Origin of the sequence: Bordetella genomosp. 13 (genome assembly GCF_007679965.1) — a bacterium.
Classification (GTDB): Bacteria; Pseudomonadota; Gammaproteobacteria; order Burkholderiales; family Burkholderiaceae_B; genus Bordetella.
The window spans coordinates 295,134-312,918 of record NZ_VEHL01000002.1 but is presented as its reverse complement, the minus strand read 5'-3'; the positions used below and the strand labels follow the sequence as shown (position 1 = coordinate 312,918).

The window sequence follows — 17,785 nt, the reverse complement described above, 5'->3', positions numbered from 1 at the left end:
GGGTGATGCGGTCTCAGTCGGCCAGTTGATGCGCCAGCACGGGATCGCCCTGGATGGCCGTGGAGGACTGGCCGTCCGGCCCGACCGGCACGTCGCCGACCAGGGTGATGCGATAGAGCTGCCGATCGAAGTCGGTCTGATTGATGTCGGAAGGCGCGCGGTGCGCGGTGGCGCGGTTGTCCCAGAAGGCGATGTCGCCCGCCTGCCACTTGAAGCGGACGATGTACTCCGGCTTCAGTATCTGTTCGAACAGCAGCGCCAGCAGATGTTCGCTTTCGCGCGGCGACAGACCCACGATCTGCTTGATGAATCCTGGGCTGACGAACAGCGCGCGCTCGCCCGTCTCGGGATGCACGCGCACCAGCGGATGTTCGGACACCAGCGGCGTGTCGGCCAGGCTCTTGATGAATTCCTGTTTGGCCTGGCGGCCTTCCGGCGGCGTGAAGCGATGGATGGCGCGCAGCCCGTCGACGAAGCCGCGCAGCGTCGGCGACAGGCCTTCGTAGGCCGCCACCAGGTTGGTCCATTGCGTGTCGCCGCCATATGGCGGAATGGTGACGCCGCGCAGGATCGAGGCCGCGGGCGGATTCACCGCCGCCGTGATGTCGGTATGCCAGCCGCTCCACGGACGCACCAGCTGTTCGCCGTCGAAACGCGCCTTGAAGCGGTTCTTGGCCACCGAGTACAGCTCGGGATAGCCGTCGACGTAGCCGAACACCGGATGTCCCACGGTCAGGTCGCCGAAGCGCCGTCCGAAGCGGATCTGGTCCGCGTGGCCCAGGTTTTGGTCACGGAAGAACACGACCTTCCACGTCAGCAGGGCTGCGCGGATCTGCGCCACCGTGTCGGCATCCAGGTCGTCGCGCAGGTCCACGCCGTGGATTTCGGCGCCGGTGTGCAGCGACAAGGGGCGGACTTCGATTTTCTCGGCGGTGGCGGACATGGCAGGATCGTGCGTGCGGTCGTGGGAGCATGGCTAGGCTCCCGCATCGACTACACGATCCGCGAGCCCCCAAAGGGCGAAGGGCAAATGATAGGAGCGCGCGCACCGGACCCAAACGATGCAGTTCGAATATTGATATCCGGCATAAGGATCGATGCGATCCGCATGTATGCGACGCGTTTGCCCCGGGACCGCCGCTATCGGCGAGCGGACCCGGCGTGCGCATGGACGAGCGTTCGCAGCCGCGCCCTGCCCTGCTTGCGCCGCGCCACCCACAGGTACAGTCCACTACCCAGCACCACGATGGCGGCCAGGTCGAGCAGGCCCCAGATGATCTTCAGGGGCATGCCCGCGTAGTCGCCGTAGTGCAGCGGCCGCGAGAACTGCAGGGCGCGCAGATACCAGGGCATCCGCAGCACCGCGCTTGCCTGTCCGGTGCGCGCATCCACCAGCACCGCGTCGAACAGATGTTCGGACAATGCGGTATCGCCTTTGGCCCACAGCAGATAGTGATGCGGCACGCCGTAGGCTTCGCGCGGAAACACCAGTTCCTCGATCACCCTGTCCGGCGCCGCATCGCGCGCGGCCTCGTAGGCGCCCTGCACGGGCGCCATCATCGCGGGATCCGGCGCGGGCAGGCCGCTCCAGGCCGCCACCGCGGGCCGCACCTCCGCGTCGATCCAGTGCCTGAACAGCGGCACGGCCAATTCGTGGAGCGCCCCCGTGCCGCCCATCATCAGTGTCCACGCCAGGGCCACGATGCCAAGCAGGTTATGGCGATCCAGCCATCGGATGCGCGCCGACCGGTGGGCACGCACGGTGCCGAACGGCAGCTTCTGCATGAAGGGGCCATACAGTACGACGCCCGACACCACGGCAGCCACCAGCAGCAGCGCCATGAAGCCCATGAAGAGCTGGCCCGGCAGGCGTGCGTACAGGTCGATGTGCAGGCGCACCATGACGACCATCAGCCGCGCGGCCGGGCCGCCATGCGGCTGCGCGGCGTCGGATTCCTCGAGCAGATCGCCGGTGCGCAGGTCGAAGACGAGACGGCGATGGGCCGGCTGCCCGGCGGCCAGCGCCGTGGATGAGGCGCTCATCTGGAATATGGCCTTGGGTTCGCGATGACCGACGAATACCTCGGTCAGGCGATAGCCCGGGTGCAGCCGCGTGGCGGCCCGGGCCATGTCATCCAGGCCGGCCTGGCGCTGCCCGGACGCCACGGGCGTGTAGGCCTGCGTGCCGTCCAGCCAGCCCACGATCTCGTCTCGGAAGATCAGCGGCAGGCCGGACAGGCACGCGACCAGCATGAACAGCGTGCAGGCCAGGCTGGTCCACCTGTGCACGGCGGACCAGGTCCTGATACGCGAGGCCGTTCCCGGCATGGCCTCAGAAGTCCGCGGACACCGACAACAGGAACGTGCGCGGCGCGGCCACCGTCAGTCCCTCGCGCGCGGCGGACAGCCAGTAGTCCTTGTTGAACACGTTCTCGACCGTGGCCCGGAACACCATGGGCGTGCCCGCGATGGTGGTCGCGTAGCGCGCGCCCACGTCGAAGCGCGTCCAGCCCGGCAGCGATTGCGTGTTGCCCGCGTCGACGTACTGGCGGCTGGTGCGCAGCATGCGCGTGGTCAGCGTCAGGCCGTCGACGAAGGGCGTGTCCCATTCCACGGCGGCGTTGAACTGGAACTTCGGCACGGCCGGCGCGTGCCTGCCGTCGTTGATGCCCCCCTCGGTACGCGTCAGGCGGCCATCGGTATAGGCCACGCCGCCCAGCAGGCGCACGCTGCGTGACAGTTCGCCCTGCACCAGGAATTCGAGGCCGCGGTTGCGCTGCCTGCCATCGGCCACGTAGCGCATCGAGCCGGCATCGAGATAGGCGCTGGGTTGCTCGATGTGAAAGGCGCTGAGCGTGGTGGCGAAGCTGCCGAAGTCATACTTCGCGCCGACCTCGTACTGCTTCGACTTGGCGGGCGCGAAGGTCTCGCCGGCATTGAGCGTGCCGGCAGGCGCGGTGGCGCCCTGGCTCAGGCCTTCGATGTAGTTGCCGTACAGCGACAGCCGCTCGGTGGGCCTGAACGTCAGCGCCAGCGCGGGCGTGACGGCGGACTCGCCGTAGTCCGTGGTGCGCGCGTTGGTATCGGCATTGAAGTTGACGATCTGCACGCGCTGGTGGCGCAGGCCCGCGGTCAGCTGCACGGACTTGTCCAGCAGCGACACGGTGTCGGCCAGCGCCACGCTGTACAGGCGCGTATCGCTGGTCTTGCCCAGGCCCGACGGCCTGGCGATGTCGGGCTTGGGCAGGTCCACAGGCTCATACAGGTCGGAGAAGACCGTGCTGGATCGCAAGCGCCGCGACTCGTAGTCGATGGCCAGCACGCTGGCCGACAGCGAGGGCTCGTGCATCACCGGGCCCGTGCGCGCGCGGCCGCGCACGCCCACCTCGGCCGTGCGGCTGGCCAGCGACTCGCCCAGGCGCGCGGGCACGGCGCCGATCATGCCGTCGCCATCCAGCATCAGCCAGCTGGTCTGCAGGCTGTCGAAATCGTGGCGGCGCCCGCCCAGCGCGCCGTACACGGTCCAGTCGTTGCTCAGGTCGTACTCGGCGCGCACCATGCCGGACCACTCGCGCGCCTTCCAGTACGTCCACGACGGGAAGAAGTTGTGGCTGGCGTCGGGCGCGCGGCCGATGGCGGTGCCGGCGGGCGGCGGGAACAGCAGGCCGCTGCGCGCGTCGGTGATGCGGTCCTGGTAGTTGAGGTCGCCTTCGATGCGGAAGCGGTCGGCGCGGTAGTCCACGCCCAAGGCGAAGGCGCCCAGGTCTTCCTTGCCGTGGTCGATGTTCATCTCGCCGCCGGCGCGCTGCACGTTCAGCCGCACACCCAGCTGCTGCGCCTGGCCGAAACGGCGCGCCACGTCGGCATGCACGCCGAGCTGGCTGTCCTCCATGTACGACAACGTGACGCGGTTCAGCGGTTCGGCGCCGGCGCGCTTGGGCACCAGGTTGATGGAGCCGCCGACCGAGCCGTACGGCGCCATGCCGTTGAGCAGCGCGTTCGGGCCGCGCAGCACCTCGACCCGTTCGATGCCGATCAGCGAGCTGGCATTGCGGGGCGACACGCCGTACAGGCCGTTGTACGAGACGTCGTAGTTGAACAGCGTGAAGCCGCGGATGTTGAACTCGTCGCGGCCCGCCCCGCGCGCATAGGTGTTGCGCACAGAAGGATCGTTGACCAGCACGTCGCCGATGTTCTGCGCCTGCTGGTCCTCGATCAGCCTGGCGGTGTACTGCGTGGCGCTGAAGGGCGTGTCCAGGAAATCCTTGTTGCCCAGCAGGCCCACGCGGCCGCCGCTGGCGACCTGGCCGCCGGCATACTCCGGCGGCAGCGCGCCGTCGACGGCGGTGCCCGTGACCTGCACCGTCGGCAGCTGCGTCACCGGCGAGCCCGCCGCCGCACGCAGCACGTAGCCGCCATTGGGCTGCTGCACGGCCTGCAGGCTGGACTGCGCCAGCAGCGCGCGCAGCGCCTGCGGCACGGAGTAGCTGCCGCGGATGCCCGGGGTTTGCAGGCCGTCGGTCTGGTCGGTGGAGAACGACAGCAGGATGCCCGCGTCGCGGCCGAAGCGGTTCAGCGCCTGCGTCAGCGGGCCGGCCGGCACGTCGTAGGCGCGCACGGCCTCGGCCGGCTGGGCCTGCGCGGCGGCATGCGGCAAGGCCAGCGCGCCAGCGCCGGCAATGGCGCCGCGCACGATCGCGTGGCTCAGGCGGCCGAGATGAATGCCTGCGGCGGCGCGCCGGCGCTGGCCGGGCCTGGATCGATCCATGGTGTGGGTTCCCCTCGATGGCTGGATGAACGGTCTCTACCTTCCATGCCGCTCGGGAAACGAAAAGGGATCAACTCGACGGAAAAAATCCGGCCTCGGGCCGTCACGCCGACCGCACGGCCACCCAGTAGCGCGTGGCGGACTCCACCCGCACCGGCAAGGTGGCGGCCAGCATGTCCAGGATCCGGTCGGTGTCGGACAGGGGGTACGTGCCGGTGACCTTCAGCGCGGCCACGGCCGGATCGCAGACCACCCAGCCGCGCCGATACTCCGCCATGCGCGACAGGAAAGCCTGCAGCGGCATGTCGCGCGCCACGATCATGCCTTGCAGCCAGGCCAGGTCGGCATCGTCGGCGGGGCCGTCCCGCAGGGCGGCCCGGCGTGTGAAACGGCCCTGCTGGCCGGCATGCAGGACCAGGGGCCCCTGCACGGCCAGATCGGGACGCACCTCGACGGAGCCCTCGAACACCGCCACGTGGCAGCTTGCGTCCGTGGCCGCTTCGGGCAGGCGCACGCTGAAGCGCGTGCCCAGCGCGCACAGCATGCCTTGCGGCGCCTGCACCAGGAACGGCCGGGCGCGATCCGATCCGGCATCGCCCATCGGGTCCGGCGCGGTGGTGACCAGGATCTCGCCGGCCAGCAGGCGCACCACGCGTTGCCGATCGGTGTAGCGCACGTCGATGGCCGTCTGCGCGTTCATCTGCACCAGGGTGCCGTCCGCCAGGCGGACCTCGGCGCGCTCGCCGGTGCCCGTGCGCCGGTCGGCCGTCCACTGCCGCCAGGGGGTGGCGTCTTCCAGCAGCCAGGCCGCGCCCCCGGCGACGAACACACCGGCCAGGGCCTTCACCGCGCGGCGGCGGCCCGGCTGGCTTGGCGCGGCCGATGCTGCGTGTGCCAGCACGGCATGCGCCAACGGCGACGGCAGGCCCGTCAGCCGGCTGCCGAACGCCTCGATGCGCTGCCATGCGCGTTCGTGATCGGGGTGGCCGGCGCGCCACTGGCGCCAGCGCGCCCGGGTGTCGTCGCTGGCGTCGTCGGCCTGCAGGGCGACGACCCAGTTCGCGGCCTGGCGCCGCACGTGCGGCGGTATGGGCGTCTCGATGGGCTGGGCAGCGGCGGACATCGGCTTACGCGAAGCAGCAGTACTCCACCGCCCGCGCCAGGTGGCGCTTGACGGTGGGAACCGAGATGCCCAGGCGCTGGGCGATGTCGGCCTGCTTCAGGCCATCGAGCTGCGACATCAGGAACACCTGGCGCACCGCCCGCGGCAGGCCGTCCAGGATGCGGTCGATCTCGACCAGGGTCTCGATGAGGATGGCGCGCGTCTCGGGAGACGGCGCGTGCGACTCGGGCTGCAGGGCCAGCGCTTCCAGGAAGGCCTGTTCGATGCGCTGGCGGCGCCACAGGTCCATCATCAGGCCGCTGGCGATGGTGGTCAGCAGCGCGCGCGGCTCGCGTATGGCCGGCGCCGTCTCCTTGGACAGCAGGCGCACGAAGGTGTCGTGGGCCAGGTCCGCGGCCACGAAGGCGTCCCCCAGCTTGCGGGACAGCCAGCCGCGCAGCCAACCATGATGGTCGGTGTAGAGGATTTCGATGTCTTGCTGGAACGCGAGCTTGCCGGCCACGATCTTTCCGTGCGCGACGGCGGACCGTCGTCATGAATGAGAATCGTTGGCATTATAGAGAATGAGACGGACGAGGGAAGCCCCATGGGGCCCCTCGTTTGCCCGCATTGCCGCCAGGCGGCGGCTTGCCGCTCTCCGACGGCCCTGCTATTGCCGGAATCGCTCCGCCGCCCTGGCGATCACCCTCAGCTTGTCCTGGGCGATCTGCGTCGAACAGATCGGGTTGTCCGCGAAGGTGGCGAAGCCGCAATCGGGATGCAGCAGCAGGCGGTCGCGGCCGAACAGCGCGATGCCGCGCTCGATGCGGGCCGCCACCGCGTCTTCCGTCTCGACGGCCTGGTCTTTCTGGTTGACCACGCCGATGCCGATGCGGGCATGGTCGGGCAGCGCGCGGAGCATGGCGACGTCGCCCGCGCGCGGCGTGCACATCTCCAGCAGATACGCGCCCACGCGCACCTGCGCCAGCGTCGGCAACAGCGGCGCATAGTCGCCGGACAGCGCCACGCTTTCGTCGGGCGTCCAGTTGCCGCGGCACACGTGCAGGGCCGTGCGGTCCTGCGGCATGCCGTCCAGCACGGCGTTCAGCAGGTCGCGCGCGAAGGCCAGTTCCTCGGCGGGCGCCAGCGACTCGGACAGCGCGCCGCACATGAAGCTGCGCTTGTTCTTGGCGCCGGCGAACACCACCTCGGACAGCACGGGCTCGTCCAGCTGCACCAGCGATGCGCCGGCGTCCAGCAACTCGACCAGCTCTTCGCGCAGCACGCGCACCACGTCGGCCGCCAGCGCTTCCCGGCTGTCATAGGCCCGGTCGGAGATGCATTCCATCCACATGGTGCGCGTCAGCAGGTACGGGCCCGGCAACGCCACCTTCACCGGCTTGCCGGAGACCGAGCGCGCGAAGTCGACCTCGTGCGCAACGAGCGGACGCGAGCGCGACAGGCGGCCGAAGACGGCGGGATGGCGCACCTCGCCGGCCGGGATGTCCAGCGCGCGCAGTTCGGCGGCGAACTCCTCGGGATCGTCGACCAGGGGCAACAGGTCGGTCAGCGGGATCAGCTGGCAGTTGTCCAGCCGCGAGGCCACGAAGCTCGCATAGCTGTCGCGGCGCTGTTCGCCGTCGGTGACGAGATCCACGCCAGCCTTCTCCTGGGCGGAGATCGCCAGCCGCACCGCGTCGTCGGCGGTCTCGTGGAACGAGGCTTCCGGCAGGCGGCCTTCGACGTGCGCGTGCATGGCCTCGATCATCCAGCGCGGACGAGGCCAGCTGCCCATGCCGGTGACGGCCAGCGGCGGCACGGGCAATGCCTGCACGGGCTGGCGGCGCTCGCGCGGCACGGCGGTCGCGGACGCCTGGCCCCCCGCCACCGCCGCGGATGCGGGGGACGCGATGGGCGCGGCATCGCGCTCGGCCAGCCTGCCCTTGCACACCAGGAAGCTGCGCTGGCCGTTCGCCTTGGTCCATGAGACCAGTTCGTTGCCGGTCAGGCGGCACCAGGCGGGCAGGTCTTCGTCCACCGAGATCTCGCGCGACTGGATCTCTAGCAGGCCGCCGCGCGGCAGCGGATCGATGTGCTTGCGGATCAGCAGCAAGAGGCCGTTGCCGCAATCGAGATCGCCGCCGTCGAAGCTGACGTCGGGCGAGAGGCTATGCCGGGTGACGGGTTCCATGTTGAAGCTCCAGTAATGTCAGCGGCGGCGCCGGCCCCACTCGAAGCCCACGCCCAGGCAGGCCAGCGCGAGGATGGCGATGACGATGATCAGCGACGGCGACAGGCCGCCATTCGATTGCGCGGCCGGCGCGGCGGCTGGCGCCGGGGACGGCGCGGGCGCCGCGGGCACGGAGGCCGCGCCGGTGTCGGCGCGCTGCGCCGCGGCGTAGGTGCGGGCCAGCATGGCGCGGCCCACGTCGAACAGGATGGCCTGTCCCGCCACGCGGCCCTGGCCCAGCACCAGGTCGACGTTGGCCACGTCGGGGCCGCCCAGGTTGATCGAACGCGCGCCCTCGCGGTCCTCGACGTGCCAGCCGGTAACCTTGCCGTCGGCCACGGTGTCGACGACGACCTTGAAATAGCCTTCCGGGCCGGCATAGGACTCGCCCGGCTTCAGGCGGATCTCTTCCTTGTTGACCAGCATGAAGCCGAATTCATGGCCGGTGGGGCAACCCACCGGATAGCTGGCATAGCGCGCGTCGTGCACGTAGTCCTGGCCGTAGCGCAGGCTGAACGCCTTGCCGTACACCTTCAGGTTGGCGCGCTCGCCGTCGAACGCCGCGGGCCACGGCGACAGGAACGCCACCATGTCGCCGTCCTCGAACACCAGAGCCTTGCGGGCGTCGGTATCCTCGATCAGGCGTTCCTGCCGCACGGGACCCAGCGTGCGCGAACCGGTCACCTTGCCGTCCTGCAGCACTTCCAGGCTGACGGTGCCGCGCGCGGCATCGACCGCGGCCACGCGCACGGTGCGCGCACCCACCTGCCATTGGTCGCCGGCGGCCGCCAGGCCCGCGTGCACCTTTTCCTCGGCATACAGCATGCGGTCGGTGCGCACGCCGCTCAACCAGTCGAACACCATCTTCTGCGGCGTGACCTCGCGCGCCTGGCCCTGGTTGTACAGCTGGTTGAAGCGAGTGCCCCACCAGTTGGCCTGGCTGGCCGACAGGATGGGGTTGCCGAACGCCCATTCCCAATCGGTGCCCGAGATGCTGCGCACGTGCAGCGCGTGATTGGTGGTGGTTTCGTGGCCCACCGTGGCGTAGTAGTGATAGACCTGGCCGCCCACGGCCACGCTGCCGCCGGCCGGGATGGTGATGTTCTCCTGCACCTCGATCGACATGTCGTAGTCGATGTAGGTGGTCATGCGGCCCAGCACCGGCACCTGCTCGCCGCGCAGCGCCACTTCGCCGCCCCAGGTGTCTTCCAGGTAGAACAGGCCGCCCGCGGGAATCACGACCTCGCCGTCCTCGACCCGGCTCTGGCGGATGAACACGCCGTCGTACTTGGGGATCTTGCGGCCGAAGTCGTCGCTGACCATGCGGTACTGCGGCAGGCCGGGCAGGCCCGGCACGTACGCCGGCTTGACCGGACGGTCCGCGATCAGCGAGAACGGCGGCGGCGCGAGGGTCTCGGGCGCGATGGGATGCGCCAACGGCATGCCAGGACGCGCCGGCGTCAGCACGGTGGCGTAGTCGGTGGTCGCCGCGGACACGGCGCTTGCCGCGGCCAGGCAGGCCAGCACGGCCGCTGCGGCGGCGAAACGGGTTTTCATGTGTAGTCCTTTTTTTGCCGCCGGGCCGCCCCAAGGCAAAAAGCGCCCCCTCGGGGGGCAGCAAGCCGAAGGCGCGGCGTGGGGGGGTTTCTCTTTTTCCGCCGGGCCGCCCCAAGGCAAAAAGCGCCCCCTCGGGGGGCAGCAAGCCGAAGGCGCGGCGTGGGGGGTTTCTCGCGATTCTCAAGCCTGCGCCGCCGGCTCGGACGCTGCCGGCTTGCGCGGCGGCAGCGCACAGGCGCTGGTGCGCCGCGACAGGAACAGCACGCCCCACCCCGTCAGCAACAGCGTGTTCAGGGCGATCAGCGATTTGGGCACGTCGGCCAGGAAGCCTCCGGCGATGCCCAGGCCCACGACCGACAGCGCTGGCGCCAGGCAACTGACGCACAAGGCGGAGACTGCCAGCACGCCGCTGCTGGCGGCCACGCCGGCCGACGCCGCGCCGCCGCGCCGGCCGATGGCCAGCGCGAAAACCATGAAGGCCAGCGCCAGTCCCACCGTGATCGCGGTGTAGTACTCCTGCTTGCGCACGAAGCTGATGGCCCACGCCTGCGAGCGTTCGTAGGCCACCGCACCGCCGGCGGACAGTTCGCCGGGCAGGAATCCGCACTCTTCCGCGGCGGCCGGGGTGGCGGGCACCTCGAACACGGCGTAGCTGATGGCCACGTAGCCCAGGGCAGCCAGGAGAAAGACGATGGACATCAGGCGACGGGGAATCATGGGGATCTTCCTGGTGGTGACGGGGCGCCCGCGGATCAGTAGCTGATGCTGGGCGCGTTGTCGCTCATGAACTCGACCAGCTTGGCGCCGCCGACGATCTTGGCGCCTTCCACCAGGTTGTTCTCGTCCAGCGCGCGCTTCTTGAAGCACGGCGAGCAGACATAGATCTCACCGCCCGCGGCCACGAAGCTGGCCATCAGTTCCTTCAGCGGCGCGAAGCCTTCTTCATGGATGTCGTCGGCATAGCCCTTCTGCGACAGGCGGGTGCCTTCGATCGACAGGAAAACGAGGGTCTGCTTGTCGGAGGCGACGGCGGCATTGGCGACGACGAAGGCGACGGTCGCGCGGTCGGTGTTGTCTTTCGAGCAGGTCAGGGAAACGACGAATTTTCCAGCCATGATGGGTCTCCGTAGCAAAGATGAAAAAAGGCGATGACGGGATCGCCGGCCTACCAATCCAGCCGCGACCGGACCCAGAAAGTGTGGGTCTGGGGGTCGTAGCGTTCGAGTTCGTTGCGGGTCATCCGGCAGAACGCCGGGATGTCGTGGATCGCGCCGGCGTCGTGCGCCACGACGCGCATCACCTGGCCAGGCATGCGCTTGAGATGCTTGCGCAGCTTGAGGATGAGCTCGCCGCAGCCCATCTCTCCCGCATCCCAGAAATCGGCGCCATCGCCGGGCGTCGGTGTGGACATGTATGACTCGTGCTTGTTCATGGCCGCGCGTCACGTGCGCGACGGGACGGGCTCAGGACGGGGATGGATACGTGGATAGACGGTCATGGCGGCAAGGACCTTGCACAGTTGGGCCGTGGGCGGACCATGCGATATGGTCGGCGGGAATATGCATATAGTACTGCTGCTCGTTGCGCGCGAGCCTACTATTGGGCCAGGCGCCGTGCCGCATCCACCAGCCCGCCCAGGATGCTGCCGGCCAGCGCCTGCGGAAAATCCGCGGGCAAGGCATCACGTACCGTACGCACCACGTCGGACGTGCGCTCCACCAGGTCGTCGATGACTCGCGACGCGGCACCTCCATCCGGCGTCAGGATGCCATGGCGTTCGCCCATGGCCTGCCAATGCTGGCGCCGTATGTCACGCATCCGGTGGTGGGCATCCCTGCCGCGCACGGCCATGGCCATCCTGGCGCGATGCGGCGACAGCCTGTCCGGCCCCTCGCCCAGTATCGGATAGGCCGACAGCACGTCGTACAGCGGCGTCGAGGCATAGGCCCCTCCGGGCCTCAGGAACAGGCTGAAGTTCTTGGCATGGCCATCGGTGGGGCACAGCATCCAGAATAGTATCTGCGCCTGGAAGAACACGCGGCGGTCTTGCCGCGGATCGACGCTGCCCGACAGCACCTCCAGGATGCGCGCCATGCCGGGGCCGCCATCCGCCTCGTATTTCAGATGGGGCGGGGTCGCCGTGGCCTGGCACAGGTCTTCCTGCGGCAGGCGCACGAGCCAGCGCGCGCCGCCATCGGGCTGCCACCACACGCGGTCGAAGCGCTCCACCGCCAGCACCTTCATGTCCTCGAACACCAACGGCCGGCAATTCGCCACCGGCATGCCGTAGGCACGCAGGATCCGCGAGCAAAGCCACTCGTTCTCGACGGACTCGCGCATGCGTAGCGCATGTTGCCCACCAACCCCAGCGGCAACTTGAGGATGTGCGACGTCGGCGTGGTCCCGTGCGGCTGGCACCACCGGCCATCGACCTGCAGTAGCGCCGTTTTTTCCTGGGCGCCGGCGATCGAGATGCGGAAATCGTCCAGGTCCGACGGTCCGTCCGCGAGGGAAACCAAGGTGCCGCGCAGCCATTTCGCGACGTCGGCCTCGTTCAGCGTGGTGGCCTGGACCGAATCCACGCCCTGCGGCACCGCGCCCATCGGCAGGATCTGCAACGCGCCGACGCAATCGCGGCCGATCTGCGCCAATAAGTCGAAGGCTTCGGTGGTGCCGATCCGATAGCGCCGCGCGATCCGCTCGCGGATGTCCTGGCTGTCGGGCAGCAGGTTCTCGAAATAGGCGCGTACGGCAGCGCCGCGATGCGGGGCATTGCCGGGCTGGAAAGGCAGCGACAACGACAGGGGCCGGCCCTGCGCCGACGCGGTCCAGTCCGCGTCGTACTCCAGCGTCTGCTCCGCGGCCCGCAGGTTCCAGGTGCCCACGAAGGCGCCGTTCATCCAAAGCCCCAGCGCGCGCGAATGCGATGGCCTGCCCATGGCGCTACCAGTTGGGGCCGGGGGCGGGTTTCGCCAACCGGGTAGCGGGCGCGTCCTTGCGCAGCACAAGTTGAACGCCCAATACGCTCAGCAGGCGCAGCAGCCGTTCGGCGCTGACGCGCTCGGCGTTGCGTTCCAGGGCGGACAGCGTCTGCTGGGATACGCCCAACTGCCGTGCCGCCTCGGCCTGGGTAAGGCCGGCTTCCTTGCGGAACGCCTGCAAGATCGAGGGCAACTGCTGCGCGGTGCGAATCGTGAAGTCGCTCAGTACGACGCCGGGCGATCACGAAACCGTCAATGTTTTTCCACCCGCCGCTGCAACACCCCGATCGGCGGCGCCCACCGCGCATCCCGCGGCTTCTTCGCCGTCACCAGCGTGATGTCGGCGGGCTCGAACACCTCGACGTTGTGCGTGATGGGGGTGGTCAACACGTACTGCGCGCGCGTGGACTTCAGGAAGTGGCCCACCAGCTGGATGTTGCGCACGTCCAGGTGCGCGAAGGGCTCGTCGATGAAGACGAAGCCGCCGGGCGTGTCCTCGTCCTTCAGCAGGCCCACCAGCAGGATCAGCGATTTGATGACCTGCTGGCCGCCGGACGCCTCGCCGTCGTTCAGGCCGATCTGGCCCTTGCCATCGAAGTTGAAGCGCACGCGCAGTTCCGCCTGGCGCAGCACGGTGTCGTCGTTGTCCAGGTGCGGCAGGTCGGCGCCCACCTCGACGCCGGCCAGCGCGCCCAGCTCGACGATGTTCTGGCGATAGCGGCGCACCGTGGCGCGCAGCACGTCGATGTAGCGTTCGCGGGCATTGTTGACCGCCACGGCGGCCGCGTCGTTGCTGGCGCGCCGCTGCCCCAGTTCGCCCTGCTGGCCGGCCACGGTGGCCTGCATCAGCACGTGCTTGTCCTCGACGGTGGGGTCGGTTTCCCATTCGCCCTCTTCCAGCTCCCGCTGCACGGTCTCGGCGCGCAGGCGGGCCTGGGTGGCGTTGGTGTAGTGCTCGCGCAGGTCGTCCAGCGTGCCGGCCGTGATCCAGCGCGCCGGGAAACGCTTGCGCGTCTCGCGCGAGGTGGCCGCGCGCTCGCGCAGCGCCTCGTAGCGCTCGCGCAGTTCGCGCTCGCTGTTCTGCGCGTTGCGTTCGCTGTCGGTCAGGCTGCGCTGCACGCGGTCGTACTCGGACCTGGTCCGGTGCTGCGTCAGCAGCGCCTTGGAATGTTCCTCTTCCAGCGCCTGCCAGCGGTCGCCGGCCTGCGCGCGCGCCAGTTTCAGGGCCGGCAGCTCGCGCCGCGCCTGTTCGAACTGCTCGGCCTTGCCGGCCAGTTCCTCGGCGGCCCGATGGCCACGCGCCGCGGCCTGCGCGGCATCGGCCTGGCGGCGGATCTCGCGCTGCTTCTGCGCCAGCGCCGTCATCTCGTCGTCGATGCGCGCCAGGCGCTGCTCCAGCGCCGTGCGTCGTCCCAGCACGGCGGCGGCGCCGAACTGATGCTCGGCGGGTTCGACCCACACGCTGCGGCCGCCGCGCGGATCGCGGTAATAGGCTTCGGGCGTGATCCACTCGCCGCCCTGGCGGCTGCCGGCCTGCGTATCCGCCACGCGGCGGATCTGGCCCAGCTGCCTGATCAGCCACGTGGGCGCGGACGCGGAGAAGCGCAGCACGGCCAGCAGGCTGTCGGCATCGGGCCGCGCGGGCGCCTGCACGGCGTCCGAGACCAAGTAGTGGCGATAGCGCTCGCGCTCGGCCAGCGCCATGGCGCGGCCTTCGTCGGCGGGATTGCCCAGCACCACGACCCAGCGCGCCGCGCGCAGCACGCCTTCGGCGGCGGCGCGCCATTGTTCGTCGGCGATCTCGATCACGTCGGCCATCACGTGATGCGCGATGTCGGCCTGGCGCAGCACGCGCTGGAAGCGCAGCACCTCGGGCGGCGGCGGCGCGCGCCGCTGGCCTTGCAGGCCGTCCAGCGCCGCCTGCGCGGCATCGCGCTGCGCCTGCAGCGCGTGCCATTGCGCCGCCAGCGTGGCCTTCTCCTCTTCCAGCGTCCGCACGCGTTCGGCCAGCAGGGCGGCGTCGCCCTCGACCTCGGCCAGCTTCTGCAGCTCGGCGGCGTGCTTGAGCAATTCCTCGACGGGCCGCTCGGCATCGCGCGCCTGTTCCTGCGCGGCGCGTGCCGCGGCGCGTTCGGTCTCCAGGCGCTGCACGGCCTGGGCCGCGTCCGTCTTGGCCTGCAGCAGGTCCAGCAGCGACTGCCGGTAGCCGGCACGCGCGCGCACCTCCTCGGCCTGGTGCAGGCGCTGGCGATGCACCTCGCGCAGCTTGCCCGCCAGGTCCTGGCGCTCTTCGTGCCAGGCCAGCACGGGCACCACTTCGGTGGCCAGGCGCTCGCGCTCGCGCAGGCGCGCCTGGTAGTCGCGATGGCGCGTCACGCGCGATTCCAGGTGCGACAGCTGCAGCTGGCTGTGCGCCAGTTCGCGTTCGGCAGCCTCGACCTCCTGCAGCAGCTCGCGCTGGTGGCGGCGCGCTTCTTCATAGCGATCCAGCACTTCCTGATCGCCGAACACATCGAACACCAGGCGCAACAGGTCCTTGGGCGAGTATTCGCACAGGCGGTCGGTCTGGCCCTGCTCCAGCGCCAGCACGCGCGCGATGGCGCGCGACAGGCCCGCGCCCTCGAGGCGCTTGCGCCAGTGCTCGATGCCCAGCCAGTCCTTCTGCGGCATCTCCGTCAGGGTCTCGATGGAGACGTCGCCCTCTACCATGACGTAGCGGCGCTGCCAGTCGCCGCCGTTGCGGTCGATGCGGCACGCCAGCGTGACCTGGTCCGAGTACAGCAGGTTGCGCGCGAACGGCCGGCTGGAGGTCTGGCGGCCATGCGCGCGGTTGTCCACCACGGCGCGCAGCCAGGTCATGTCGGCGTTGGCGTGCCGCGCGTAGGTCTTGTAGTTGCGGCCGCCGGAGCATTCAAGCCCCAGCAGCGTGCGCATGGCGTCCAGCAGCGTGGTCTTGCCCGAGCCGTTGGGACCGGCCACCGTGATGATGGCGCCGTCCAGCGGCAGCGTCAGGCGCTGACAGTAGTCCCATTGCAGCAGTTCCAGGCTTTGCAGATGAAACATCAGATCTGTCCTTGCGCGGTATCGGTGTCGGGATCGCCCTGCTTTTCCGGCTCTGCCATTGTCTGAGTACGCGCCAGTACGCTGCTCAATGCGCCATCCAGGATGCGGGGCGCCATGGTGTCGTAGTCCAGCAGCAGGTCCAGCAGCGGGCCCTCGGCGATGTCGTCGCCGCGCCGCACGATGAAGCCGTGGGTCTCCAGGCGCCGCAGGTTGGTGTCCAGGCGGGTCTTCTTGCCCAACTGCGTCCCGAAGTCGGCCAGCAGCGCCTTGTACGACACCGTGGGACTGACCTCCGCCGCGCTGGGCATGGGGCGTTCGGCCTTGAACATCTCGTTCTGCTGATCGCCTTCGGCGCTGCTGGCCCGGGCCGCCTGGCGTTCGCGCTTGGGCAGGACGATCAGGGCCCACAGCACCACCAGCAGCGAGATGCCGTCGCGCGGCAGGTCCGCGTTGTTGCTGGCGTTCAGGCCGGCCTCGCCGAACACGGCGGTCTCGGCGCCGCGCAGCAGCGCCACCGAGATGTGGTCGGAATGGATGTTGTCGATCAGGCGCAGGCCCACCTGGGCCAGGCGGTCCTGCACGGCCTGCCACAGGTCGGCGTCGACCAGGGCGCGGCGCACGCGCGGATGCTGGCGAGGCAGCCAGCGGCGCGCCAGCAGTTCGGCCGCCAGCACGGCGGCGTCATCGAGAGCGTTCATCATTGTTTTCCTGTATCGGGGTGCAGCTGGCCCGCGCTCAGCCGCGCCACGTGTTCGTCGTCCACCTTCACCACCTTGGTGGACAGCACCGCTCGCCACGGCGAGCGCGCCAGGTCGCCTGTCTGACCTTGCAGCGTGCGCGCCTGCGCGTCGCCCAGCAGCGGCAGCAGCTGCATGCGATAGGCGGCCTGCGCGAAACGGCCGCCCAGCACGGCCTGCCCGACCGGTTGCGGCGCGGGCGGCGCGCCATCGGCGTCCGCGGCGTTCCAGTCGGCCAGCAGGCCGATCAGCGCTCCCAGCTCGGCCGGCATGCGCAGCGCCTCGATCTCGCCCGCGGCCGCCTCGGCGGGAGGCGGCAGGCCGCTCGAGCGCTGGGGATCGGGCCGGTCGCGCTCGAATTCGCCTTCGGCCACGTCCAGCAGGTCGGCCGCGCTGGCGAACAGCGGACGCACGCCGATGGACAGCGAGTCGCCCATCAGCTCGTGCAGGGCGGAATGCGACCGCAGCCAATGCCGCACGTCGGAACTGGTGATGCCGGTGCTGCCCAGCGTGACGCGCTGCCGGTCGGCCTGCTGCATCGCGCGCGTGAACTGGCTGGCCATGGAAAGCAGGCGGGCCTGGCCATGGCCCAGGGCCCGGGCCTCGCGCTCCAGGCGCGTGTCGCCGTGCTCGCTGCGGATCAGCGCCGTCAGCGCCTCGCCGGCGCGCTCGACCAGGCTGAGCGCGCGCTCGAAGCGCGGCTGGGCCTCGCGCAGGCGCGCTTCGGAGCCGCTGGCGATGGCGTCGGAGAACTCGTCATGCAGGCGCGCGAGTTGCGCGTGCAGGTGCTTGATGTGGCCCGCGTCCGACAGGCCCAGCGCCTGCGCGCCCGCGACCTGGGCCAGCAGCGCGGCCATGTCGTCGTCCTCGGTGGAGGCGCGCGACAGCGGCGCCAGCATGGCCTGCACCTGCTGGGCCAGCGGGGGCAGGTGGTAATCCTGATCGGTGGCGTCCCATACCAGCAGGCCCAGTTCGCGCAGGCGCTTGAGCACCATGTCCAGCGCCTCGGGCTTCAGGGCGTGCAGCAGCAGGTTCAGGTCGTCGCGCTGCAGGCGCGCCTGGGGTTGGCCTGCGACCTCCAGGAACGCCCACACCCGCAGCCGCGCGGCGGCATGGCCGCCCGACAGCAGGCCGCGCAGGGCATCGAGCACGTCGAGCCGATGCGACAGCGCCCACGCCAGCGGCGACTCGGCGGCCAGGCCCGGATCGCGGAAATAACTCTCGAAGGTGCTTCCGGCCTCGGCATCCTCGGCCAGGGGCGGATCGAGCAAGGCGGACGGGTCGCGGTTGGACAATGAACGGGCCCTGGGTGGGGAAAACCGCACAGTTTACCGGGTGGAGCCCGTC

At 69.9% G+C, this 17,785-nt stretch carries 14 protein-coding genes and 1 pseudogene; all 15 read right to left on the bottom strand.

Annotated features, from left to right (window positions below):
• Nucleotides 1-13 precede the first annotated feature (13 nt).
• The gene (locus FS845_RS07305; protein ID WP_144632024.1) at nt 14-943 is read right to left on the bottom strand and encodes a TauD/TfdA dioxygenase family protein; all 930 of its coding nucleotides are present in this window, start codon (nt 941-943) and stop codon (nt 14-16) included.
• Nucleotides 944-1,140: 197 nt separating this feature from the next.
• Entirely contained in the window at nt 1,141-2,289 is a 1,149-nt protein-coding gene (locus tag FS845_RS07300) for a PepSY-associated TM helix domain-containing protein (protein ID WP_260986200.1), read from the bottom strand.
• 43 nt (nt 2,290-2,332) lie between these two features.
• The gene (locus FS845_RS07295; protein WP_144632018.1) at nt 2,333-4,768 is read right to left on the bottom strand and encodes a TonB-dependent receptor; all 2,436 of its coding nucleotides are present in this window, start codon (nt 4,766-4,768) and stop codon (nt 2,333-2,335) included.
• A gap of 103 nt (nt 4,769-4,871) precedes the next feature.
• Nucleotides 4,872-5,891 (bottom strand): FecR domain-containing protein, encoded by a 1,020-nt coding sequence (locus FS845_RS07290; protein WP_144632015.1) that lies wholly within the window; start codon nt 5,889-5,891, stop codon nt 4,872-4,874.
• 4 nt (nt 5,892-5,895) lie between these two features.
• The gene (locus FS845_RS07285) at nt 5,896-6,396 is read right to left on the bottom strand and encodes a sigma-70 family RNA polymerase sigma factor (RefSeq protein WP_144632012.1); all 501 of its coding nucleotides are present in this window, start codon (nt 6,394-6,396) and stop codon (nt 5,896-5,898) included.
• A 144-nt stretch (nt 6,397-6,540) separates the two neighbouring features.
• Nucleotides 6,541-8,061, bottom strand: coding sequence for a 5-methyltetrahydropteroyltriglutamate--homocysteine methyltransferase (locus tag FS845_RS07280; protein WP_144632008.1), 1,521 nt, complete (start codon nt 8,059-8,061; stop codon nt 6,541-6,543).
• Between the two features lie 18 nt (nt 8,062-8,079).
• Nucleotides 8,080-9,657, bottom strand: coding sequence for a hypothetical protein (locus tag FS845_RS07275; protein ID WP_222129975.1), 1,578 nt, complete (start codon nt 9,655-9,657; stop codon nt 8,080-8,082).
• Nucleotides 9,658-9,837: 180 nt separating this feature from the next.
• The gene (locus FS845_RS07270) at nt 9,838-10,374 is read right to left on the bottom strand and encodes a hypothetical protein (protein WP_144632005.1); all 537 of its coding nucleotides are present in this window, start codon (nt 10,372-10,374) and stop codon (nt 9,838-9,840) included.
• Nucleotides 10,375-10,409: 35 nt separating this feature from the next.
• Nucleotides 10,410-10,772 carry a DsrE family protein gene (locus FS845_RS07265; RefSeq protein WP_144632002.1) on the bottom strand — a complete coding sequence of 121 codons (363 nt, stop codon included), beginning with the start codon at nt 10,770-10,772 and terminating at the stop codon, nt 10,410-10,412.
• Between the two features lie 50 nt (nt 10,773-10,822).
• Nucleotides 10,823-11,068 (bottom strand): sulfurtransferase TusA family protein, encoded by a 246-nt coding sequence (locus tag FS845_RS07260; protein WP_144631999.1) that lies wholly within the window; start codon nt 11,066-11,068, stop codon nt 10,823-10,825.
• Nucleotides 11,069-11,253: 185 nt separating this feature from the next.
• Nucleotides 11,254-12,596: pseudogene (locus tag FS845_RS07255) on the bottom strand (type II toxin-antitoxin system HipA family toxin).
• A 4-nt stretch (nt 12,597-12,600) separates the two neighbouring features.
• On the bottom strand, nt 12,601-12,864 hold the full coding sequence (locus FS845_RS07250; protein ID WP_144631996.1) for a helix-turn-helix transcriptional regulator: 264 nt from the start codon (nt 12,862-12,864) through the stop codon (nt 12,601-12,603).
• 26 nt (nt 12,865-12,890) lie between these two features.
• Nucleotides 12,891-15,701, bottom strand: a complete 2,811-nt coding sequence (locus FS845_RS07245) for an ATP-binding protein (RefSeq protein WP_144631993.1) — start codon at nt 15,699-15,701, stop codon at nt 12,891-12,893.
• Nucleotides 15,701-16,402 (bottom strand): DUF4194 domain-containing protein, encoded by a 702-nt coding sequence (locus tag FS845_RS07240; protein WP_144631990.1) that lies wholly within the window; start codon nt 16,400-16,402, stop codon nt 15,701-15,703. The genes FS845_RS07245 and FS845_RS07240 overlap by 1 nt, the downstream gene beginning before the upstream one ends.
• On the bottom strand, nt 16,399-17,733 hold the full coding sequence (locus tag FS845_RS07235; RefSeq protein WP_260986199.1) for a hypothetical protein: 1,335 nt from the start codon (nt 17,731-17,733) through the stop codon (nt 16,399-16,401). The genes FS845_RS07240 and FS845_RS07235 overlap by 4 nt, the downstream gene beginning before the upstream one ends.
• Nucleotides 17,734-17,785 lie beyond the last annotated feature (52 nt).